This window comes from Leifsonia sp. Ger2509 (assembly GCF_055231915.1).
Map to the genome: position 1 here is coordinate 968419 of NZ_JBUYVB010000003.1, position 20312 is coordinate 988730.

The following is a 20312-nucleotide window of genomic DNA, read 5'->3' on the forward strand; positions in this document are numbered from 1 at the left end:
CCTTGCGCCGGCCGGACCGGCCGGACCGTCCGACCGTGGGCGGGAGGGCCCGTGCTCAGCCGACCGGGAGGTTGCCCAGACCGTCGGGGACCGGGATCGAAGCGAGCAGTCGCGCGGTGTAGTCGTTCGTCGGCGCATTCCAGACCTGATCGATCGGCCCGGTCTCCACGACGCGCCCCGCCTGCATGACGGCGACTCGGTCGGCGATGACGCGGACGACCGAGAGGTCGTGGCTGATGAAGAGGAGCGAGGCGCCGTTCTTGAGTGCGACGTCCCTCATCAGCTGGGCGACCTTGGCCTGGAGCGAGGCGTCGAGGGATGCGATCGGCTCGTCGCCGATGAGCACATCCGGCCGCGCGGCGATCGCCCGGGCGATCGCGATGCGCTGGCGCTGGCCGCCGGAGAACTCATGCGGGTAGCGTTCTGCGGCGTCGGCGTCGAGACCGACATCGGACAGGAGTTGCGGAACGGTCGAGCGATCCGGGCCGGCAACGGCGAACGCATCAGCGATCTGGGCGCCCACCTTGCGGCGCGGGTTCAGCGACGCGTACGGGTTCTGGAACACCATCTGGATGCGACGGAGCCGGACCGGCCGTGCCCGCAGTCGCAGCCGCGGGACCGGCTCACCGTCGAACGCGATCGTTCCGGCGGTCAGGGGCTCCAACCCGCAGATCGCACGGGCGAGCGTGGATTTTCCGCAGCCGGACTCCCCCACCAGGCCGACGACTTCGCCGGCTCCGAGGGTGAGCGAGACGTCGTCGACAGCCGTGAGCTTCCCCTGCCCGGGGCGCCGGTATTGCACGCTGACGTGGTCGACCACCAGTTCCCCGGTCATGCCTTCCCCTCCCCGTCGCTCTTCATTTCGTTCGTATCGTCATCGATCCCGGTCTCGCTTTCGATGCCGGTCTCGTCTTCGATCCCGGTTTCGACCGCCACCTCGTGCACGACCTCCGGGGGCGGCGGAACGGCCGGCAGCGACTCGATCAGCGAGCGCGTGTACGCGGTCTTCGGTTCGCGGATGACCTGGTAGCGCGTCCCGTGTTCGACGATCGATCCGTTGTGCATGACGGCCACGGTGTCTGCCACGGCGGACATCACGCCGAGGTCATGCGTGACGAGCAGGATCGCCAGATCCATCGTGTCGCACAGTTCGCGCAGGAGGCGGAGGATGCCCGCCTGCACGGTGACATCGAGCGCGGTGGTCGGCTCGTCCGCGATGAGCACCGACGGTTCGCAGGCGATCGCGATCGCTATGGCGATGCGCTGCAACTGCCCACCGGAGAACTGGTGCGGGTACTTCGCCAGCGCCTTCTCGGGCTCCGGCACTCGCACGCGTTCGAGGAGCTCGACGGCGAGCTCGCGCGCTTCGCGCCGCCCGAGTCCGAGGTGGTGGCGCACATGATCGGTGAGCTGGCCACCGATCGAGATCATCGGATGAAGGCTCGCTGTCGGGTCCTGGAAGATCATGGCGAGCTCGCGCCCGCGAAGCCGATTGAGCTGCGTCGGCGACAGAGCGAGCAGATTGTCGACCGATGTCCGCGCACCGTCGAGCCGGATGGTCCCCTTCACGCGCGAACCAGCTGGCTGCAGTCCGCAGACGGTCAGTCCGGTGACTGTCTTGCCCGATCCGGACTCGCCTGCGAGACCGCTGATCTGGCCGGACGGCACCTCGAGATCGATGCCGCGGAGGATCTGCTTCGGAGACTTCGGATCGCCGAGTTCGAGGGTCAGGTCCGAGATGGTGAGCCCGGTCATACGGACACCCCCTGGACCTTGCCCGCCGACCGCGGGTCGAGCGCGTCGCGCATCGCGTCGCCGAGGAAGTTGAACGCCATGACCACGGTGAAGATGGCGAGGCCCGGGAACGCGGCCAGCCACCAGGCGCTGAAGTTCTGCACCCCGTCGGCGACCATGGATCCCCATTCCGGGGTCGGCGGCGTCGCGCCGAGTCCGAGGAAGGACAGCCCCGAGAGGAGCAGAATCGCGTTGCCGAAGTCGAGTGTCGCAAGCACCAGGACGGGGGCAGCGACGTTCGGCAGGACGTCGCGGCCGAGCGACCGGAATGCGGTCGCACCCAGCAGCCGTCCGGCGATGACGTATTCGCGTGCGCGCTCCCCCAGCACCATCGACCGCATCACGCGGGCATAGCTCGGCCAGGAGACGACGAGCAGCGCGATGACGGCGTTCGTGAGACTCGGGCCGAGCGAGGCCGCGACGATCATGGCGAGGATGATCGTCGGGAATGCGAAGACGAGATCGGAGATGCGCATGATCACTTCGTCGACTCCGCGCCCGAAGTAGCCGGCTACGGCGCCCAGGATCGAGCCGATGATCATCGACGAGACGACGAGGATGAGCGCGAGCGGCAGCGAGACGCGGGCACCGTACAGCGTGCGCGAGAGCACGTCCCGACCCACCGCATCCGTGCCGAACCAGTGTTCGGCGTTCGGCGGCGCGAGCCGTGCGAAACTCTGGGCCAGTGGATCGTATGGCGCGATCAGCGGGGCGAAGATGGCGATGATCAGCCAGATCGCGATGACGACCACGCCGATGATGGCCATCGGCCTGCGCCACACCCGCGGGAGGATGGGGCGTTTGCGCTTGACGGCGACGTCAAGGGTTGCGGTCACTGGACCCTCACTCTCGGGTCGACCAGACCGTAGATCACGTCGATGACGAAGTTGGTGATGATGTAGACGAGCCCCACGATGAGACCCACGCCCATGACGGCTGGGAGGTCGAGCGTCGTCGCCGCCTTGTACGCGTATTGCCCGATTCCGCCCCAGGAGAAGACCTGCTCGGTGAGGACAGTTCCGGACAGGAGCGATCCGAAGGCGAGTCCCACGATGGTCAGGATCGGCAGGAGAGCACCGCGGAGCGTGTATCCGAACACGACCCGCCTCGAGGTGAGCCCCTTGGCGCGGGCCGCCGTCACGTAGTCGAGCCCCAGGATGTCGAGCACGGCCGAGCGGGAGAACCGGATGAGGAGGCCGACGGTGTACAGCGTGAGCACCAGCCCGGGGAGGGCGAGGTGGGAGAGCGCGTCCACGAACGTGTCCCACTGGCCGGCCAGCAGGGCGTCGATGGTGTACATGCCCGTGACCGTGGGTGGAGGTTGCGCGGCCGGGTCGAGTCGGCCGCTTCCCGGTGCCCAGTGCAGCTGGTAGAAGAAGATGTAGAACACTGCGAGCGCCAGCCAGAAGGTCGGGATGGAGATCCCGCCGAGGCTGAAGATCCGGATGAGCTGGTCGGTGAACCGGTTGTGGCGGAGGGCAGCGTAGAGCCCGAGGCCGATTCCGATGATGATCGAGAATACGATCACGAAGATCGCGAGCTCGGCCGTCGCAGGGAAGGCGACCGAGAGGTCCTGCGCGACCGGGTTGTGCGTCTGGGTGGAGACGCCGAGGTTCCCCTGCAGCAGGTGTCCGAGGTAGACGAAGTACTGCACGACGACAGGCTTGTCGAGGCCCTGGGCCTTGCGGAACTCGGCCACAACGGCCGGGTCGCTCGCTGCCCGCTCCCCCAGCGCGGCCTGCGCCGGGTCAGCGGGAACGAGGTTGGTGAGCGTGAAGGTGACGAGCGTGACGCCGAAGATCAGCAGGATGCTGATGCCGAGGCGGATTGCGATGTAGCGGACGAGAGGGGGGAGGCGCCTGCGCTCGTCGACGATGCGCGTGACGGGCGCGGGCGCCTCCAGGGTCGAGCTACTTGATCTCTGCGAGGTCAACGGTCCACACGGGATTGAGTTCGAGCTGGGAGATCGATGTCGCCGTGACGACGTACTGGCCGGGCTGGACAACGGGCAGGAACGGCCCCGTGGCGTTCGCCTGGGTCTGCCAGGCCTGATATGCCTTCGTGCGATCCGCGGAACCGACTGCCGACGCCGCTGCGTCCGCAAGGGTCGTCACCGCAGGGTCGGCGCCCTTCGCCCATCCTGCACGGAGACCGAGCGACTCACCGGGGTTGAACACGAGGTAGTCGGACGGGTCCGGGAAGTCCGGACCCCAGTACATGATTCCCGACTGGAGCTTTCCGGCGCGGTAAGCGTCGAGGAAGGTCGAGATCGGCGAGGGCGCGAGGGTGATCGTGATCCCGACGTCCTTCAGCTGAGCCTGGATCGCCTCGGCGAGGGTCTGCATCTGAAGTCCGTTGACCGTGATGTCGTTCGGGTACGAGAACTTCACAGGCTGGCCGGAGTAGCCGGATGCGGCGAGCGCCGTCTTGGCGGCCGACGCGTCGAACGTGTTCGACGGATCCGACTCGAGTGCGCCGAGGAACATCGAGGGGACCATGCCGCCGGGCTGGGTCGATCCCGTTCCGGCGATCGAGAGGACCTTGGAGTAGTCGATGCCGTGGCGGATCGCGGTCAGGAACTGCGCCTTGTTCGTCACGCCGGCGCCCACGGTCGGGTTCTGGTTGAACCACGTGTAGATCACATAGGGCGAGACCCCCTTGATCACCTTGGTGGAGCCCCCATCGAGTCCCTGCACCTGGTCGGAGTTGAGGTCGAGCGCGACCTGGCTGGAGCCCGCCTGCACGTTGATCTTCTGGGTCGGACCGGCGACGTTCTCGAGGACGACGCGGCCGTACGCCGGTGCGTCACCGACGTAGTGCGGGTTCAGCTTGAACACGACCTTGGTGTTCACGTTGTAGGACTCGAGTTCGTACGGGCCGGACCCGGCCGAGGTCTTGTTGAGGAACGCCTCAGCCTTGTCCGTGTCGTCCTCGGCTCCGCCGTTCTTCTTGACGAGCTTCGAGTTGAGGATTCCGAGCGAGGGGTTCGGGAGGATGAACGGAAGCGCCGGGTTCGGCGTCGCGCTCATGAGGGTGACGGTGTTGTCATCGACCTTGTTCACAGTTACGCCGTCGAGCAGGAACGATGGGTTACCCTTGAGCCCTTGGACCCGCTTGAGCGAGAACACGACGTCATCGGCCGTGACGGTCGAGCCGTCGGAGAACTTGTGCTTGCCGTCGAGTGTCAGGGTCAGCGTCTTGTTGTCTGATGACTCCTTGTAGGTGGCGAGCTGAGGGACCGGCTTGGTGACGTCGGACCCCTTAAACGTCAGAAGGGTCTCGTAGAGTGCACGGTCGACGATGCTGCCGGTGAGCTCGAAAGCCCGGCCGGGATCGGACGTCTTCAGGTCGAAGGACTGATCGACCACGAGGGTCTTGGTACTGGTGGACTTCGTGCCGCCGCTGGGCGAACAGCCGGTGATGACGAGTGCGGTGGCGACGCCCACCGCGATGACGCCCGCGATGGTGCGGCCCATGTGAGACCTGGTCATTACTACCCCTTCTTTGCGCTGTTCGCTCAGCGTAGGGCTCCGACGTTTCCGGCGAGTTTCCGACTCGCGGCGAATCAGAGTTCGAGTGCCGGAACGCCTGGGTCCGGGTTCGTGAAGGCCGCGTCCGTCGCGCGGAGAACCCGCAGGATGTTGCCACCGGTGAGCGCTGCGAGTTCGGGTGCCGTCCAGCCCCGGCGGGCGAGTTCGGCGAGCAGGGCGGGATAGCCGTCCACGCCGTCGAGGCCCTCGGGGAAGATGTCCGTTCCGTCGAAATCGCCGCCGAGCCCGATGTGGTCGAGGCCGGCGACCGCGCGGGCGTGCTCGACATGGTCGGCGACGTCGGCGATCGTCACCACAGGTGCAGGTTCGGTACGCGGCCCCTCCGACCACTCGTTGAAAGCCACCGACAGGAACTGCGGCACGAAGGTGATCATGATGACTCCTCCGTTCGCCGCCAGTCGCACAAGCACATCGTCCGGGACGTTTCGCGGATGGTCGGACAGAGCCCGACAGGAGCTGTGGCTGAAGATCACGGGCGCTTCGGTCACGTCGAGGGCGTCATGCATCGTCGCCGGCGACACATGCGAGAGATCGACGAGGACACCGAGCCGGTTGAGCTCGCGCACGTAGTCCCTGCCTCGCTCGGAGAGCCCTCGGAACCGGGGCTCATCGGTGGCCGAGTCCGCCCACGCGGTGTTGTTGACGTGTGTGAGGGTGAGGTAACGCACACCGAGCGCTGCGAGCATCCGGAGCACGGCCGGTGAATCGTTGATCGAGTGCGCACCCTCCGAACCGAGGAGCGAAGCGATCCTGCCGGACCGGATGGCCGCCTCCACGTCGTCGGCCGTTCGGGCGAGCGCGAAGGTCTCCGGGTAGCGTGCCACGAGCCTGTGCACCCAGTCGATCTGCTCGAGCGTTCCCTGGACCGCAGGGGACCGTTCCGGCTCGTCGCCGATGTACACGGACCAGAACTGCGCTCCCAACCCACCCGCCCGCAGCCGGGGGATGTCGGTGTCGGAGGGAAGCAGCTCGGAGAGCCCCTCGACCGTATAGCCGCGGTTCTCCCTGCACTCCCATGCCCAGTCGTTGTGACCGTCGATCACAGGCGAAAGCCCGAGGGCTTCTGCGACGATCGCATCGATGTCGGCCGGAGTGTTTTCGGTGTTCGGCATCTGCCAAGGCTAACCGTTCGACGGTGCCGCCCGGACCTTCTCCACACCCGCCCAGGCGAGTTGTCCCCAATGTCCGATTTCCGCGCGAAGGTGTCGGCGGCGCCGTCTACAGTCGAGACATGAGCACTTCATTCGCGTACCTGATCCGCACGGACAGCCCTATCGGCCGACTCGAGCTCACCAGCGATGGCGAGGCGATCACGTCGCTCTCCATCGAGCGCGACGGCCACCTTCCCCTCGAAGAGCACCCCGAGCGCACTGCACCCGTTCTCGACGAGGCCGCACGGCAGCTGAACGAATACTTCGCAGGAACCCGCAAAGACTTCGACCTCCCCCTACGACTCGACGGCACCGAGTTCCAGCGGAGCGTCTGGGATGCGCTGGGGCACCTCGAATTCGGGCAGTTCACGTCCTACGGCGAGCTGGGTGATGAGATCGGCCGCCCGGGGTCCGGCAGAGCGATCGGTGGAGCGGTCGGTGCCAATCCCATTCCGATCATCGTGGGCTGCCATCGCGTCCTCTCGTCGAACGGCCGGATCACCGGCTACAGCGGTGGTGAAGGCATCCCCACCAAGCTGTGGCTGCTCACCCATGAGGGGATCATGCTGGCCGCATGAGCGCGACCATCATCGGAGACGACGGACGCGCCCGCTGTTCCTGGGCAGGGAGCGATGCCGAATACAGGCGCTATCACGATGAGGAGTGGGGACGAGAGCAGCGCGATCCCCGGGCGCTCTACGAGAAGCTCTGCCTTGAGGGATTCCAGGCGGGCCTGTCGTGGATCACGATCCTGAGGAGGCGGCCCGCGTTCCGCGAGGCCTTCCACAACTTCCAACCGGAGCGTGTCGCCGCCATGACGGAGGCGGATGTCGAACAACTCCTGGTCGATGAACGGATCATCCGCCACCGCGGCAAGATCGAGGCGACGATCTCGAACGCCAAGGCCGTGCTCGGGCTCGATGTCGGACTCTCCGAACTGATGTGGGGGTTTGCTCCTGCCCCAGGGCGTCCGCGGCCGGCCGACTTCAGCGAGGTCCCGGCAGTCACCGTGGAGTCCACGGCGCTGAGCAAAGAACTGCGCAAGCGCGGCTTCCGCTTCGTCGGTCCGACGACGATGTACGCCCTGATGCAGTCGACCGGGATGGTCGACGACCACGTCGCCGGCTGTTTCCGCGCAGAGGAGCATGGGGAGAACTGAGAAGGTCGGGCCGACGACAGCGGCAGAGTCGTAAGCTCCAGACTCTCGCTCGTGTGATCACCTCCGCACGTGCCCGACCGCAGGCGGAGTTAGGGGATCATCACGCGTCCGAACTCTTCGACCCCAGCGCGAGGGGATTCGCGCTGTGCATCCGATGCGTCGGCCCGACAGATTGGGGGGGACTTGTCGCAGCGACCGACCGTCGCTGGTCCAGAGCCCTCCCAGGCTCAATGCTCCTCCTCTGTTTCGCATAGCCCGATGCGAAGCTGTGATTTGAGCTTCACCTTGGGCTGAGCATATCTCACTTTTGAGATGCGTACCAGCATGTTCTCCTGCTGCTTTTTCAGCGTGTTGATTGCCGAAAACGTCAGCGGAGCGTTGCCATGAGCCGACCGGGCTCGCCGGTCACCGCCGGAACGACGAGTTCCAGTTCACGGCCGTTCAATTCGACCTCATACCCCTCGCCCCTGGCCCAGTCGAGAAGCTCCGTCGCATCCTCGAATTCTGCCCCGCTTGAGACGAGCGCACGCGCGAAAAGACCTTTGGCCTGCTTGTTGAAGTGGTTCAGCGCTCTGGCTCGACCCGCGTCATCCCTCGCCAGGACCCGCACGTAGACGGAGTCCGGCGCCGACGGGAGCGGTCCGAGCGCCGCGTACCCCTCCGACCGCAGGTCGACGATCAGACCGGACGATCGTTCCAGCGCGTCTGTGATGGGGCCAGCCCACTGCCGTTTGAGAGGCGTTCCCGGAAGGCGTGAATCGAACGACAACCGGTACGACGGAATGGAGTCGCCGGCGCCGACCAGGCCGAAGAGCGCCGAGTGCACGGCAAGCACCTCGCTGGCTCGCGCCATCTCTGCGGGCGTGAGCGAACCCGCGTCGAAGGCGTCGTACAACACGCCCGTGTAGAGCTCGATCGCAGGCATTGTGGATGACCTGCGGATCGCCCGGTTCCTGTCGACTTCGGCGTGCTGCTTCGGCCCGAGCTTCAGGGAACGGATGCTCGCCTCACGATCGCGGGACAGCTCGGCGACGGCCTTCAGCACAGCCCGCCTGGTTTTCGTGAGCGTGGAGAAACCCAGGGCACCGAGTTCGAGCGCGCCGCCGGCCCCTCCGTCGTTCTTGGTCTCCGACGGCGGAAGGAGGATGAGCACTATCCCTCCAGGAAAGCGAGCGCAGTCTCGACGTTCTCGCCGATCGTCGCGGTCGTGTCGACCGTGATCCGCGGAAGGGCCGCGCTGGCGCCCCTCCATTCGTCGTACTCTTCGACGCTCTGCTCGACCGCGTGCCACGACGTCTCGTCGACGTGCGGCAGACTCCGGATGCGCTTCTCGAGTCGCGCCTTGTGCAGATCCTGGTCGCTGCAGACCACCTCGATCACACGCAGTTTGACGTCGGCGCGAAGCGCCAGGTCACGCCACTGCAGGCGCGCAGGCTCGACCGCGTTGACCGCGTCCACGATCACCGAACGACCCGCGAGCAGAACCTGCTCCGCGATCGTCTCGGCGACGAGGTAGGCGGCGAGGCCCGTCGGCTGGTCGGAGTCGATCCCCGCACTGAGGATCGCGGATTCGATCGGATCGACGGAGACGATTGTGGCACCGAGACGCGCACCGATGATCTCGGCGATAGTGGACTTGCCCGCACCGGGAAGACCGGCCATGGCGATGAGCACCGGTACGCGCACATCCCCGAACTGCCGGTCGACGGCTCCCCCCGCTTCGACCATCGCGCCTAGACCAGTTCCGCCTGGCGGGCGACGACGGTCACCGTGTCGTTCTCGACGGACAGGAATCCTTCGTCAGCCTGCGCGGTCACGACCGACCCGCCGACGAGCGTCACGCGGACCTCGCCGGCTGCCAGCATCGCGAGCAGCGGCTCGTGGCCGGCCAGGATACCGATCTGGCCCTCGACCGTGCGGGCGACGACCATGTTCGCCTCGCCCGACCACACTTCGTGGTCGGCCGCGACAACGCTCACCTTCAGCGGCGAAGCCATGCTCAGCCGTTCTCCTTCTGGATCTGAGCCCACTTCTCTTCGACATCCGTGATCGGGCCGACGTTGAAGAACGCCTGCTCGGCCACGTGGTCGAAGTCACCGCGAGCGATCGCGTCGAACGACTCGATGGTGTCCTTCAGCGGAACGGTCGATCCTTCGACGCCGGTGAACTTCTTGGCCATGTAGGTGTTCTGCGAGAGGAACTGCTGGATGCGGCGCGCACGCGACACCGTGATCTTGTCTTCCTCGGAGAGCTCGTCGACACCGAGGATGGCGATGATCTCCTGCAGTTCCTTGTTCTTCTGGAGGATCTGCTTGACCGTGGTGGCCACACGGTAGTGGTCCTCGCCCAGGTAACGGGGGTCGAGGATGCGGCTGGTCGACGTCAGCGGGTCGACGGCCGGGTAGAGGCCCTTCGACGCGATCTCACGCGACAGCTCCGTGGTGGCGTCGAGGTGGGCGAACGTGGTCGCGGGCGCAGGATCGGTGTAGTCGTCGGCAGGCACGTAGATCGCCTGCAGCGAGGTGATCGAGTGTCCACGGGTCGAGGTGATGCGCTCCTGGAGGACGCCCATCTCGTCGGCGAGGTTGGGCTGGTAGCCCACCGCGGACGGCATGCGACCGAGCAGCGTCGAGACTTCCGAGCCCGCCTGAGTGAAGCGGAAGATGTTGTCGATGAAGAGCAGCACGTCCTGCTTCTGCACGTCGCGGAAGTACTCTGCCATCGTCAGAGCGGACAGCGCCACGCGCAGACGCGTTCCCGGCGGCTCGTCCATCTGGCCGAACACGAGGGCGGTCTTGTCGAAGACACCCGCCTCCTCCATCTCGTGGATGAGGTCGTTGCCCTCACGGGTGCGCTCGCCGACACCGGCGAACACCGAAACACCGCCGTGGTCCTGCGCGACGCGCTGGATCATCTCCTGGATGAGGACGGTCTTGCCGACACCGGCACCGCCGAAGAGGCCGATCTTTCCACCCTGCACGTACGGGGTTAGAAGGTCGATGACCTTGATGCCGGTCTCGAAGAGCTGGGTCTTCGACTCGAGCTGGTCGAACTTCGGGGGCTGGCGGTGGATGCCCCAGCGCTCGGTGATCTCGATCTTCTCGCCCGGCTCGCCATTCAGCACGTCGCCGGTCACGTTGAAGACCTTGCCCTTGGTCACGTCGCCCACGGGAACCGTGATGGGACCGCCCGTGTCGCGCACCTCCTGGCCGCGGACGAGACCGTCCGTCGGCTTGAGCGCGATCGCTCGGACGAGGTCGTCACCGAGGTGCTGTGCGACCTCGAGCGTGATCTCGTGCGAGGACTCACCGATGGTGATCGTCGTCTTGAGGGCGTTGTAGATGCCGGGGATCGAGTCGTGCGGGAACTCGATGTCGACGACGGGGCCGGTGACGCGGGCGATGCGTCCGGTGGCACCTTCGGCCTGCACCGGCGCGGTCTGCGTCTCGTCGGTTGCGATCGTTGTCATTGTCTTCTCTTCTCGTTCTACGTCAAACGTGGTTCGTGACCGGATCAGTTGTCGGCGGTGGCCAGTGCATCGGCGCCACCGACGATCTCGGAAATCTGCTGGGTGATCTCGGACTGGCGGGCGTTGTTCGCCAGCCGGGTGTAATCGCGGATGAGCTTGTCGGCGTTGTCGCTCGCCGCCTTCATCGCCTTCTGCGTCGCGGCGTGCTTCGATGCGGCCGACTGCAGCATGGCATTGAAGATGCGGCTCTCGATGTAGACCGGCAGCAGCGAGTCCAGCACCGTCTCGACGTCGGGCTCGAACTCGTAGAGCGGGAGCACCTCGTTGTCACCGGGCTCCTCGATGCCCTCGACGACCTCGAGCGGGAGCAGTCGGACGATCTCCGGAACCTGCGTCAGCATGCTGACGAAGCGGTTGTAGATGATGTGGATCTCATCCACACCGCCGTCGGATGCGTCACGGAGGAACGACTCCAGGACCGCATCGCCGATCTCTTTCGCCGTCTCGAACTCGGGCGCGTCGGTTCCACCCGTCCACACCCGCTCAAAGGCGCGACGACGGAAGCTGAAGTACCCCGCGGCTTTGCGGCCGACGAGGAAGTAGACGACGTCCTTCCCCTGGCTGCGCAGGAGTTCTGCAAGCTGCTCCGACTCTTTGAGCACGTTCGAGTTGAATGCGCCCGCGAGTCCGCGGTCGGACGAGAAGATGACGATTGCAGCGCGTTCGATCTTCTCCGGCTCGGTCGTCAGCACGTGCTCCACATTGGAGTACGTGGCGACAGCGGACACCGCGCGCGTGATGGCGCGTGCGTACGGCGTGGATGCTGCCACCCTCGCCTGCGCCTTCTGGATGCGTGAGGCGGAGATCAGCTCCATGGCCCGAGTGATCTTCTTGGTCGTCTGGGCAGACTTGATCTTCTGCCGGTAGACCCGAAGTTGCGCTCCCATGTCTCCTACTTACCTAACTCGTCGATGCGTCTCGTGCTGGCGGAACTGTGCGTTCGTGTGCGCGTCAGCGCTTCGCCTTGACGATGCGTTCCTGGTTGACGTCTTCTTCGGCGCTCGCCTCGAACTTCTCGCTGCCGACCGAGGCGAGCGGTTTGCCCTCACCGGTCTGGAATTCGAGCTTGAACCTGTCGACCTCGGTCTCGAGCTTTCCGACGGTCTCGTCGGAGAGCTGGTTGCTCTCGCGGAGCACGTCGAGCACGTCGGAGTTGCGACGCAGGTGGTCGAGCAGCTCCGACTCGAAACGCAGGATGTCTTCGACCGGGACCTCGTCGAGCTTGCCGTTCGTTCCGGCCCAGATCGAGACGACCTGCTCCTCGACGGGGAACGGCGAGTACTGCGGCTGCTTGAGCAGCTCGGTCAGGCGTGCCCCACGAGCGAGCTGGCGACGGCTCGCCGCGTCGAGGTCGGATGCGAACATCGCGAACGCCTCGAGCGAGCGGTACTGGGCCAGCTCGAGCTTGAGAGTTCCGGAGACCTTCTTGATCGACTTGACCTGGGCGTCGCCGCCGACGCGGGACACCGATATGCCGACGTCGACCGCGGGACGCTGGTTGGCGTTGAACAGGTCGGACTGGAGGAAGATCTGGCCGTCGGTGATCGAGATCACGTTGGTCGGGATGTAGGCGGAGACGTCGTTCGCCTTCGTCTCGATGATCGGGAGACCGGTCATCGAGCCGGCACCCAGCTCGTCGGAGAGCTTGGCGCAACGCTCCAGCAGGCGCGAGTGCAGGTAGAAGACGTCACCGGGGTAGGCCTCACGTCCCGGCGGACGACGCAGGAGGAGCGAGACGGCGCGGTAGGCCTCGGCCTGCTTCGAGAGGTCGTCGAAGATGATGAGGACGTGCTTGCCGGCGTACATCCAGTGCTGGCCGATGGCCGAACCGGTGTACGGCGCCAGGTACTTGAAGCCCGCGGGATCGGAGGCCGGTGCCGCGACGATGGTGGTGTACTCCATCGCGCCGGCGTCTTCGAGCGCGCCCTTGACGGAGGCGATGGTCGAGCCCTTCTGGCCGATCGCGACGTAGATGCAGCGGACCTGCTTGTTCTCGTCGCCGGACTCCCAGTTGGCCCGCTGGTTGATGATCGTGTCGATCGCGATCGCCGTCTTGCCGGTCTGGCGGTCGCCGATGATCAGCTGGCGCTGGCCGCGGCCGACCGGGATCATCGCGTCGATCGCCTTGATGCCGGTCTGGAGGGGCTCGTGAACGCTCTTGCGCTGCATGACGCCCGGAGCCTGGAGTTCGAGCTCGCGGCGTCCTTCAGCAGCGATCTCGCCGAGACCGTCGATCGGGTTGCCGAGCGGGTCGACGACACGGCCGAGGTAGGCGTCGCCGACGGGAACCGAGAGCACCTCGCCGGTGCGGGTCACCTCCATGCCTTCGACGATCCCGTCGAACTCGCCGAGGATGACCACGCCGATCTCGTTCTCGTCGAGGTTCTGCGCGAGGCCGGAGACACCGTTCGAGAAGCGGATGAGCTCGTTGGCCATGACGCCGGGGAGCCCCTCGACGTGGGCGATGCCGTCCGACGCGTCGATGACGTGCCCGATCTCGGTCGCGTCGAGCTTGTTCGGCTCGTAGGCCGAGACGAAGTCCTTGAGCGCGTCCCTGATCTCATCGGGGCTGATCGTTAGTTCTGCCATCTTTGTTCCCTATCGTTGCGGGACCTTGCGAGTCCCAGATGCTGTTGAGGTGGTCGACCCGCCGGGTCAGCCCACCAGCTGAAGTCGTAGATCGTTGATGCGGCGTGCGATGCTTCCGTCGATCACATCGTCGCCGACCTGCACCCGCACGCCGCCGAGCACGGTGGCGTCGACGATTTCGTTGATCTTGAGACGCGTTCCGTACTTCGCGGAGAGCACGGTCTGCAGCTGTGCGATCTGGGACGCAGGCAGCGCGCGAGCGCTCGTGACGGTCGCGATCGAAAGGCCCGACTGGTCGGCCACGATGCGCGCGGATTCCCGCAGGGCCTCGCGGATGCTGCGGCCGCGCGGCTGGAGAACGAGCTGTCGGACGATCGCCGCGGTCTGCGCCGATGCCCTGCCTGCGAGCAGACGGTCGGCAAGGGCTGCTTTGCCCGCTGGGTCTGCGAGCTTGCTGCGCAGGGCGAGTTCCAGTTCGGCGTTGGAGGTCACGGCGCCTCCGAACGTGAACAGCTCGCCCTCGATGTCGGTCCCGTCGGGAGCCGACTGCGCGATGCTCCTGATTCCGAGCTCTTCGATCGCGGCGAGCACATCGCTCTGCCGCGACCAGCGCTGCGCGGCAACCGTCGCCAGGAGCGACACTGCGCTCGGCGAGAGCGAAGCGAAGACGCGCTCGACGAGCGCGGACTTGCCCTGTGGGTCGGCGGAAGGGTCGCTGACGACTGCCCGGAGCTGGGCGGAGCCGGCCACGACTCGTCCTGCTGAGAACAGGTCTTCAGCCGTCGCCAGATCGGCCTTGGCGCCGAGTTCGGCGAGTGCCGACACGGCGTTGGCCAATGCTTCTCTGGTGGCGCTTCCCATTACTGGCCCGATCCTGCCTTCGCCTCACTGGCTTCGAGGTCCGCGAGGAAGCGGTCGACGATGGCCTGCGCCTTCTTGTCGTCGCTGAGAACTTCTCCGACGACCCCGGAGGCCAGGTCGATCGCGAGCGATCCGACCTCACCGCGCAGGGAGACGACCGCCGCCTGGCGCTCCGCTTCGATCTGCGCCTGTGCCGTAGCAGTGATGCGCGAAGCTTCGGCCGAGGCCTGCTCCTTCAGGTCGGCCAGGATCTTCTGGCCGTCGGTACGAGCCTGCTCGCGGATCTTCGCGGCTTCTGCACGCGCGTCGGCCAGCTGCTCGGTGTACTCCTCGAGGAGCGCCTCCGCCTTGTGCTGGGCCTCGTCGGCCTTCGCGATGTTGCCTTCGATGGCCTCCGCACGCTCATCGAGCAGCTTCTTCATTCGCGGAAGCACGAGCTTCCAGAAGAAGAACAGGATGATGGCAAAGCAGATCAGCGATCCGACGATGTCGTACCACGCCGGGGCGAGCGGATTGACCGTCTCACTCGTTGCGGCCCTAACCACACCGTTGAGCATCGTTCCTCCTTACTGAAGAAAGATAAAGAGGATTAGACGAAGATGAAGCCGACCGCGATACCGATGAACGCGAGCGCCTCGGTGAACGCGATACCGATGTACATCAGGACCTGGAGGCGGCCGGCCAGTTCAGGCTGACGCGCGACGCCCTCGATCGTCTTGCCGACGACGATGCCGACGCCGATCGCGGGGCCGATGGCCGCGAGGCCGTATCCGACGGTGGCAATGTTGCCGGAAATAGCAGCGATGTCCACGTTATGTGTTTCCTTCCGTGATGTGAGCTGTGCGGGCGCGCAGCTCGATTAGTGTTCCTCGGCGACTGCGAGCTGGATGTAGACAGCCGTGAGCAGTGCGAAGACGTAAGCCTGGAGGACTGCCACCAGGATTTCGAACAGGGAGAATGCGAAGCCGAATGCGAAGGTGCCGATCCCGAAGAGCGACCACCAGCTTCCGGCGGTGAACAGGAAGAACGCCGTCGCGCTGAAGAAGAGCACGAGCAGGAGGTGGCCGACGACCATGTTCATGAGAAGTCGGAGCGTGAGCGTGACCGGGCGCAGGATGAAGGTCGAGACGAACTCGATCGGAGTCACGAGGATGTAGAGGAACCACGGCACACCGGGCGGGAAGAGTGCGTTGCGGAAGAAGTTGCCTGGGCTCTTCTTGATACCGGCGTAGATGAAGCAGGTGTACGCGACGATCGCCAGAACGAGAGGCACACCGATGACGGACGTTCCGGCGATGTTCAGGAAGGGGATGATGCCCGTCAGGTTCATGAACAGCACCATGAAGAAGATGGACGTCAGGATCGGCAGGAATCGCGTGCCGTCCTTCTTGCCGAGGAGGTCTTCTGCGATGTTGACGCGCACGAAGTCGAGACCCATCTCGACGATGCTCTGCCCGCGACCGGGGATGAGCTTCATGCGGCGCGTGCCGAGCCAGAAGACCAGGATGATCGCGAGGACGGCGACGAAGCGAACCAGCATGATGCGGTTGACTTCGAAGCCGCCGATCGAAAAGATGGCCGGCGGGAAGAACTCACCGATCGACGGACCATGGAAGCTACCATCGTCGGTAGTCGTGGTCTGGACCAGCAGGTTCACAGCGTTAGCTAACAGCGCTATCTCCTGTTTCGGGGCGTCGAGCTAAGCTCTCGCGACGACGAACATGGGCCACCCGGGATTTCCACGAGAATCGCGGAGCGGGTGGGGGGAATCTCCGATAACTCTACAAGAGTTTCGCTGAGGTAACGAATCGAATCATGCTTTAGGGTGCTCCCCCGGCAGCGTGGCATCGCTGGCGTACGGGATCCTCGAGCGGAACACGACGAGCACGTCGACGACGAGCGATCCGATGACCCCGGCGATGAGACTCAGGAACATGATCGTGGGGTTGATCCAGGGCTGTCCCTTCAGCGCGAACGCGAGGATGAGGAACAGGACGAACTTGAGCAGCCACCCCCCGAGAACGATGCCGAAGAAGGCCGGGACATAGATGTCCGAACCGTAGAACCGGTTCGCGAGCAGGATGCTGGCGGCCGTAATCCCGAGGAAGACGACGGCCATCGCCGTGCCGATCAGCGCGCTGGTCACGCCGACCCAGCCGGCGAAGATGAAGCCGACGATCGCGCCGATGACGGCGATGCCGATCGCGAGGAATCCGCCCCACTTCAGCACGTTGCGGAGCACGGGCTCCGACGACGGCACGGTGCGCGCCGGCTTCGGGTTATGGTCGTCGGTCACTTAGAGCTCCTTGGTGGTGGCGGCCGGTGTAGCGACGGGTTCGTCCGCGTCGATCGGCTGGTCGTCGGATGCGCGGTCGAGCGGGTCGTATTGCGCGGTATTGTCGGCTTCAGCCGATCCGGCGGGCGACAGCTCCGCAGCGGCTTCGGCGATCTTGCGCCTGCTGAGCGGCGCGAAGGTGAACGCGGCGCACACCACCAGGCCGATCGCGATGAAGACGATCGCCATCCAGTACGGCTGGAAGAAGAACAGCAGGCAGCCGATGGAGAGAACGGCGGTCCACGCGTAGAAGATGAGCACGGCATGGAGGTGCGAGTGGCCCATGTCGAGCAGCCGGTGATGGAGGTGCTTGCGGTCGGCGCTGAAGGGCGACTTGCCCGCACGGAGGCGCCGTACGACGGCGAGTCCGAAGTCGAGGAGCGGCACGATGAGCACCGCGAAGGGCAGGATGATCGGGATGAACGCGGGCACCAGTGCCGAGCGGCCGAGGGTGGGGAGCGTCTCCGGGTTGATGTTGCCCGTGACCGAGATCGCCGAGGTCGCCATCAGCAACCCGACGAGGAGCGCGCCGGCGTCTCCCATGAACATCTTCGCCGGGTGCCAGTTGAGCGGGAGGAACCCGGCGCACGCCCCGACGAGGATGGCCGCGATGACGCCGCCCAGGCTGAAGTAGTTGGTCGGGTTGATCTCCCGCTGCAGTAGGTACGTGTAGACGAGGAAGGTTCCGTTGGCGATCAGGGCGACACCGGCGACGAGCCCGTCGAGGCCGTCGATGAAGTTGATCGCGTTCATCACCAGGACGATGGCGAAGAGAGTGATCACGATGCTCATCAGCGGAGAGCCGACGGTGATGCCGCCGATGGGCAGCGAGTAGATCTGGACGCCCAGCCACGCCACGAGACCAGCGGCGACGAACTGGCCGGCCAGCTTGGTCATCCAGTCGAGGTCCCAGACGTCGTCGGCGACCCCGATCGCGACGATCAGCAGCGACGCGGCGAGAATGGCGAGGATCGGGCCGGGGTCGGCGAAGATCAGGTTGAGCACCGCGAACTGGCTCGACAGGAGATAGGCCGCACCGAAGGCGACGACGATCCCGAGGAACATCGCGATGCCACCGAGGCGCGGGGTCGGCCTGGTGTGCACGTCCCGGGCGCGGATCTTCGGGTAGAGCCGGTACTTGAGGCTCAGCCGGTAGACGACCAGCGACATCACGAAGGTGATGACGGCCGAGATCAGCGCGAGCGCGAGGAGGAGGGTCACGTCGGCTCGCCCGCGGCGGTCTCGTTCGCCGCCAGCTGGTCGCCGACGACCGCCCGGAGCTGCTCCTCCGTGATGACGCCGTGACGGAGGATGCGCAGGGGGCCCGCGCCCGCAGCGAGCGCGGTCGCATCCACGATGGTCGACGAGGAGTCGGCGGCGCCGTGGCCCTCGTAGCCCGCGCCCGCCTCTCCGCCGTCGAGGTAGACGGAGACGGAGTCGCCGAGCATCGCTTCTGCTTCTTTCGCGGTGCGCGCGGACGGTTGCCCGGTCAGGTTCGCGGACGAGACGGCGAGCGGGCCGGTCTCCGACAGCAGCTCGAGCGCGATCGTGTCGCTCGGCATCCGCAGCGCCACCGTGCCCTTGGTCTCGCCGAGGTCCCAGACCAGCGACTGCTGCGCAGGCACGACGATCGTCAGCCCGCCCGGCCAGAACTCGGCGACGAGGTCGCGCACGGCCTGGGGAACGGTCTGCGCCAGGGCGTCGAGCGTCGGGATGCCCGGGATCAGCACCGGCGGCGGCGACTGGCGACCACGACCCTTCGCGTCGAGCAGCCGCTGCACCGCAGCTGCGTCGAACGCGTCGGCAGCGACCCCGTAGACGGTGTCGGTGGGGATGACGACGAGCTCGCCGCGGCCGATCGCCGCGCGTGCGAGTCTCATGCCGGTGAGGAGTTCGGAATCGACCGAGCAGTCATAGATGGGAGCCATGTCGGCACCAATGATAGTTGAGCGCGGACCGGACACCCTGAGTACTGGGCGATACTTGACGCGATGGATGTCTACTTCTTCGACTGCGACAAGACGCTGTACGACTACGACTTCCACAAGCGGCTGCCCATGCTCGCCGAGCTGGGCGGCGTCAGCCAGTACCGGCTCGCCTCCCGCTGGTGGGCAGGGGGCTTCGAACGGGCCGCCGAGATCGGCGAGTACTCGACGAGTGAGGAGTATCTGGCCGCTTTCGCCGAGGTGACCGGAGCATCCCTCACGCTCGAGCAGTGGCAGCGCGCCCGCAAGGCCGCGATGACGCCGATTCCCGGCGTGATCGACGCCCTCCACGAGGCGGCGACGCTCGGCACCGTCTCTCTTCTGTCGAACAACCCGATCCCGTTCCGCGACTCGCTGCCGGTGCTCACACCGGAGATCGTGGATGCGCTCCAGGGCAACGACCTCGTCTCGGCCGTGCTCGGAGCACGCAAACCCGAGCGGCGCATCTACACGCGCGCCCTCGGCCGCTTCGGCGTGCGCCCGGAGGACGCCATCCTGTTCGACGACTCGGCGGCGAATGTCGCAGGAGCCCGCGCGGTGGGGATGGCTGCCTTCCAACTGCGGCGCACCCGCGACGGTTTCGACACCGAGGGCCTGGTCGACGCCATGCGCGCTTTCGCCCGGCGGGACCGCTGATGCTGTTCATCTTCGACATGGACAACGTGCTCTACGAGTACGACTGGCGGCACCGGATGGCCGCGATGACCGAGCTGACGGGCCTCGACCTCGGGCAGCTCCGGGAACGCTGGTGGAATGACGAGGGCGAGTGGGCCGCCGAGGCAGGCGTGTACTCGACAGCGGACGACTACCTGGAGGCGATGCGTTCAGCGCTCGGGGTCGACGTCAGCGAGGAGGACTGGGTGCGGGCGCGAGCGGCGGCGATGACTCCGTGGGAGGACTCGCTGGCCGCGGTGAGACGCGCATCCGAGCTCGGAACGATCACGCTGCTCACCAACAACGGGGCGCTGACCGCCAAGCACCTGCATGCACTGGCACCCGACCTCGTACCGCTTTTCGGCGAGGAGCACCTGTTCACCTCGTCCGAGTACGGCGCACGGAAACCGGACCCGACGGTGTTCCGCCGTGTGCTCGAACGGTACGGCGCGGAACCGGGCGAAACCTTCTTCGCCGACGACATGTCCCAGAACGTCGCGGGTGCTGAGTCGATCGGGATCACCGGCCACCTCTTCACGACGCCGGAGGCGCTCGCGGTCGCGATCGAGGCCTTCGCGGCCGCCCGGCACGAGCGCTCCTGAGCCGCAGCGCACCGCCTCCGAGTTTCTTTGCAGGGGGGTTGACTTCGCCTCTAAACCGGTTTAGCGTCCTCAACAGATCGGTTAAACCGGTTTAGGGACCAC

23 protein-coding genes are annotated in these 20312 nt (G+C 66.0%); 4 read left to right on the top strand and 19 right to left on the bottom strand.

From position 1 onward, the window contains the following. Positions 1 to 55: 55 nt before the first annotated feature. The 6 genes from ACV7NN_RS04930 to ACV7NN_RS04955 form a co-directional block, all read right to left on the bottom strand. Complete coding sequence (locus ACV7NN_RS04930; protein ID WP_463348464.1) at positions 56 to 835, bottom strand: ABC transporter ATP-binding protein; 780 nt, start codon at positions 833 to 835, stop codon at positions 56 to 58. Then, positions 832 to 1755 carry an ABC transporter ATP-binding protein gene (locus tag ACV7NN_RS04935; protein ID WP_463348465.1) on the bottom strand — a complete coding sequence of 308 codons (924 nt, stop codon included), beginning with the start codon at positions 1753 to 1755 and terminating at the stop codon, positions 832 to 834. Before ACV7NN_RS04935 ends, ACV7NN_RS04930 begins: the two co-directional genes overlap by 4 nt. Continuing rightward, positions 1752 to 2630, bottom strand: a complete 879-nt coding sequence (locus ACV7NN_RS04940) for an ABC transporter permease (RefSeq protein WP_463348466.1) — start codon at positions 2628 to 2630, stop codon at positions 1752 to 1754. Before ACV7NN_RS04940 ends, ACV7NN_RS04935 begins: the two co-directional genes overlap by 4 nt. Beyond that, positions 2627 to 3727 carry an ABC transporter permease gene (locus tag ACV7NN_RS04945; RefSeq protein WP_463348467.1) on the bottom strand — a complete coding sequence of 367 codons (1101 nt, stop codon included), beginning with the start codon at positions 3725 to 3727 and terminating at the stop codon, positions 2627 to 2629. The genes ACV7NN_RS04940 and ACV7NN_RS04945 overlap by 4 nt, the downstream gene beginning before the upstream one ends. Continuing rightward, positions 3705 to 5285, bottom strand: a complete 1581-nt coding sequence (locus tag ACV7NN_RS04950) for an ABC transporter substrate-binding protein (RefSeq protein WP_463348468.1) — start codon at positions 5283 to 5285, stop codon at positions 3705 to 3707. Before ACV7NN_RS04950 ends, ACV7NN_RS04945 begins: the two co-directional genes overlap by 23 nt. A gap of 74 nt (positions 5286 to 5359) precedes the next feature. Continuing rightward, entirely contained in the window at positions 5360 to 6457 is a 1098-nt protein-coding gene (locus ACV7NN_RS04955) for a dipeptidase (RefSeq protein ID WP_463348469.1), read from the bottom strand. A 119-nt stretch (positions 6458 to 6576) separates the two neighbouring features. On the opposite strand from ACV7NN_RS04955, the gene ACV7NN_RS04960 reads away from it, so the two are divergent. After that, positions 6577 to 7074, top strand: coding sequence for a methylated-DNA--[protein]-cysteine S-methyltransferase (locus ACV7NN_RS04960; protein WP_463348470.1), 498 nt, complete (start codon positions 6577 to 6579; stop codon positions 7072 to 7074). Then, the gene (locus ACV7NN_RS04965) at positions 7071 to 7655 is read left to right on the top strand and encodes a DNA-3-methyladenine glycosylase I (protein ID WP_463348471.1); all 585 of its coding nucleotides are present in this window, start codon (positions 7071 to 7073) and stop codon (positions 7653 to 7655) included. Before ACV7NN_RS04960 ends, ACV7NN_RS04965 begins: the two co-directional genes overlap by 4 nt. 367 nt (positions 7656 to 8022) lie before the next feature. On the opposite strand, the gene ACV7NN_RS04970 is transcribed toward ACV7NN_RS04965, so the two are convergent. The 13 genes from ACV7NN_RS04970 to ACV7NN_RS05030 all read right to left on the bottom strand — a co-directional run bounded on the left by ACV7NN_RS04970 (position 8023) and on the right by ACV7NN_RS05030 (position 18897). Continuing rightward, positions 8023 to 8808 carry a YaaA family protein gene (locus ACV7NN_RS04970; RefSeq protein ID WP_463348472.1) on the bottom strand — a complete coding sequence of 262 codons (786 nt, stop codon included), beginning with the start codon at positions 8806 to 8808 and terminating at the stop codon, positions 8023 to 8025. Continuing rightward, entirely contained in the window at positions 8808 to 9383 is a 576-nt protein-coding gene (locus ACV7NN_RS04975) for a P-loop nucleotide/nucleoside kinase family protein (protein ID WP_463348473.1), read from the bottom strand. The genes ACV7NN_RS04970 and ACV7NN_RS04975 overlap by 1 nt, the downstream gene beginning before the upstream one ends. 5 nt (positions 9384 to 9388) lie before the next feature. Beyond that, positions 9389 to 9652: a F0F1 ATP synthase subunit epsilon gene (locus tag ACV7NN_RS04980; protein ID WP_463348474.1), complete on the bottom strand. Its 264-nt coding sequence runs from the start codon at positions 9650 to 9652 to the stop codon at positions 9389 to 9391. A gap of 2 nt (positions 9653 to 9654) precedes the next feature. After that, entirely contained in the window at positions 9655 to 11124 is a 1470-nt protein-coding gene (gene atpD / locus ACV7NN_RS04985; protein ID WP_463348475.1) for a F0F1 ATP synthase subunit beta, read from the bottom strand. Positions 11125 to 11168: 44 nt separating this feature from the next. Further along, positions 11169 to 12071, bottom strand: a complete 903-nt coding sequence (locus ACV7NN_RS04990) for a F0F1 ATP synthase subunit gamma (RefSeq protein WP_463348476.1) — start codon at positions 12069 to 12071, stop codon at positions 11169 to 11171. 64 nt (positions 12072 to 12135) lie between these two features. Then, positions 12136 to 13773, bottom strand: coding sequence for a F0F1 ATP synthase subunit alpha (gene atpA, locus ACV7NN_RS04995; protein ID WP_463348477.1), 1638 nt, complete (start codon positions 13771 to 13773; stop codon positions 12136 to 12138). A 66-nt stretch (positions 13774 to 13839) separates the two neighbouring features. Beyond that, positions 13840 to 14634 carry a F0F1 ATP synthase subunit delta gene (locus tag ACV7NN_RS05000; protein WP_463348478.1) on the bottom strand — a complete coding sequence of 265 codons (795 nt, stop codon included), beginning with the start codon at positions 14632 to 14634 and terminating at the stop codon, positions 13840 to 13842. After that, positions 14634 to 15191 carry a F0F1 ATP synthase subunit B gene (locus tag ACV7NN_RS05005; RefSeq protein WP_463348479.1) on the bottom strand — a complete coding sequence of 186 codons (558 nt, stop codon included), beginning with the start codon at positions 15189 to 15191 and terminating at the stop codon, positions 14634 to 14636. The genes ACV7NN_RS05000 and ACV7NN_RS05005 overlap by 1 nt, the downstream gene beginning before the upstream one ends. Positions 15192 to 15223: 32 nt before the next feature. After that, positions 15224 to 15445: a F0F1 ATP synthase subunit C gene (atpE, locus tag ACV7NN_RS05010; RefSeq protein ID WP_163290842.1), complete on the bottom strand. Its 222-nt coding sequence runs from the start codon at positions 15443 to 15445 to the stop codon at positions 15224 to 15226. Between the two features lie 48 nt (positions 15446 to 15493). Continuing rightward, positions 15494 to 16291 carry a F0F1 ATP synthase subunit A gene (atpB, locus tag ACV7NN_RS05015; RefSeq protein WP_463348480.1) on the bottom strand — a complete coding sequence of 266 codons (798 nt, stop codon included), beginning with the start codon at positions 16289 to 16291 and terminating at the stop codon, positions 15494 to 15496. A 156-nt stretch (positions 16292 to 16447) separates the two neighbouring features. Next, positions 16448 to 16930 (bottom strand): hypothetical protein, encoded by a 483-nt coding sequence (locus tag ACV7NN_RS05020; RefSeq protein WP_463348481.1) that lies wholly within the window; start codon positions 16928 to 16930, stop codon positions 16448 to 16450. Then, positions 16931 to 18190 (bottom strand): MraY family glycosyltransferase, encoded by a 1260-nt coding sequence (locus ACV7NN_RS05025; RefSeq protein WP_463348482.1) that lies wholly within the window; start codon positions 18188 to 18190, stop codon positions 16931 to 16933. Beyond that, a complete protein-coding gene (locus tag ACV7NN_RS05030; protein WP_463348483.1) occupies positions 18187 to 18897 on the bottom strand; it encodes an L-threonylcarbamoyladenylate synthase in 711 nt (236 codons plus the stop codon). The genes ACV7NN_RS05025 and ACV7NN_RS05030 overlap by 4 nt, the downstream gene beginning before the upstream one ends. A gap of 63 nt (positions 18898 to 18960) precedes the next feature. Between ACV7NN_RS05030 and ACV7NN_RS05035 the strand changes: the two genes are divergently transcribed. Both ACV7NN_RS05035 and ACV7NN_RS05040 read left to right on the top strand, forming a co-directional pair. Next, positions 18961 to 19590, top strand: coding sequence for an HAD-IA family hydrolase (locus ACV7NN_RS05035; RefSeq protein WP_463348484.1), 630 nt, complete (start codon positions 18961 to 18963; stop codon positions 19588 to 19590). After that, positions 19590 to 20210: an HAD family hydrolase gene (locus ACV7NN_RS05040; RefSeq protein WP_463348485.1), complete on the top strand. Its 621-nt coding sequence runs from the start codon at positions 19590 to 19592 to the stop codon at positions 20208 to 20210. The genes ACV7NN_RS05035 and ACV7NN_RS05040 overlap by 1 nt, the downstream gene beginning before the upstream one ends. The last annotated feature ends 102 nt before the right edge of the window (positions 20211 to 20312 follow it).

What these genes read in the sequence shown, in the direction of transcription:
- ACV7NN_RS05005 (WP_463348479.1), bottom strand. Translation starts at nt 15,191, where the DNA reads ATGCTCAACGGTGTGGTTAGGGCCGCAACGAGTGAGACGGTCAATCCG.
- ACV7NN_RS04930 (WP_463348464.1), bottom strand. Translation starts at nt 835, where the DNA reads ATGACCGGGGAACTGGTGGTCGACCACGTCAGCGTGCAATACCGGCGC.
- ACV7NN_RS04935 (WP_463348465.1), bottom strand. Translation starts at nt 1,755, where the DNA reads ATGACCGGGCTCACCATCTCGGACCTGACCCTCGAACTCGGCGATCCG.
- ACV7NN_RS04950 (WP_463348468.1), bottom strand. Translation starts at nt 5,285, where the DNA reads ATGACCAGGTCTCACATGGGCCGCACCATCGCGGGCGTCATCGCGGTG.
- ACV7NN_RS04990 (WP_463348476.1), bottom strand. Translation starts at nt 12,071, where the DNA reads ATGGGAGCGCAACTTCGGGTCTACCGGCAGAAGATCAAGTCTGCCCAG.
- ACV7NN_RS04975 (WP_463348473.1), bottom strand. Translation starts at nt 9,383, where the DNA reads ATGGTCGAAGCGGGGGGAGCCGTCGACCGGCAGTTCGGGGATGTGCGC.
- ACV7NN_RS05030 (WP_463348483.1), bottom strand. Translation starts at nt 18,897, where the DNA reads ATGGCTCCCATCTATGACTGCTCGGTCGATTCCGAACTCCTCACCGGC.
- ACV7NN_RS04960 (WP_463348470.1), top strand. Translation starts at nt 6,577, where the DNA reads ATGAGCACTTCATTCGCGTACCTGATCCGCACGGACAGCCCTATCGGC.
- ACV7NN_RS04980 (WP_463348474.1), bottom strand. Translation starts at nt 9,652, where the DNA reads ATGGCTTCGCCGCTGAAGGTGAGCGTTGTCGCGGCCGACCACGAAGTG.
- ACV7NN_RS04955 (WP_463348469.1), bottom strand. Translation starts at nt 6,457, where the DNA reads ATGCCGAACACCGAAAACACTCCGGCCGACATCGATGCGATCGTCGCA.
- ACV7NN_RS05035 (WP_463348484.1), top strand. Translation starts at nt 18,961, where the DNA reads ATGGATGTCTACTTCTTCGACTGCGACAAGACGCTGTACGACTACGAC.
- atpD (WP_463348475.1), bottom strand. Translation starts at nt 11,124, where the DNA reads ATGACAACGATCGCAACCGACGAGACGCAGACCGCGCCGGTGCAGGCC.
- ACV7NN_RS05000 (WP_463348478.1), bottom strand. Translation starts at nt 14,634, where the DNA reads ATGGGAAGCGCCACCAGAGAAGCATTGGCCAACGCCGTGTCGGCACTC.
- ACV7NN_RS04965 (WP_463348471.1), top strand. Translation starts at nt 7,071, where the DNA reads ATGAGCGCGACCATCATCGGAGACGACGGACGCGCCCGCTGTTCCTGG.
- ACV7NN_RS05040 (WP_463348485.1), top strand. Translation starts at nt 19,590, where the DNA reads ATGCTGTTCATCTTCGACATGGACAACGTGCTCTACGAGTACGACTGG.
- atpA (WP_463348477.1), bottom strand. Translation starts at nt 13,773, where the DNA reads ATGGCAGAACTAACGATCAGCCCCGATGAGATCAGGGACGCGCTCAAG.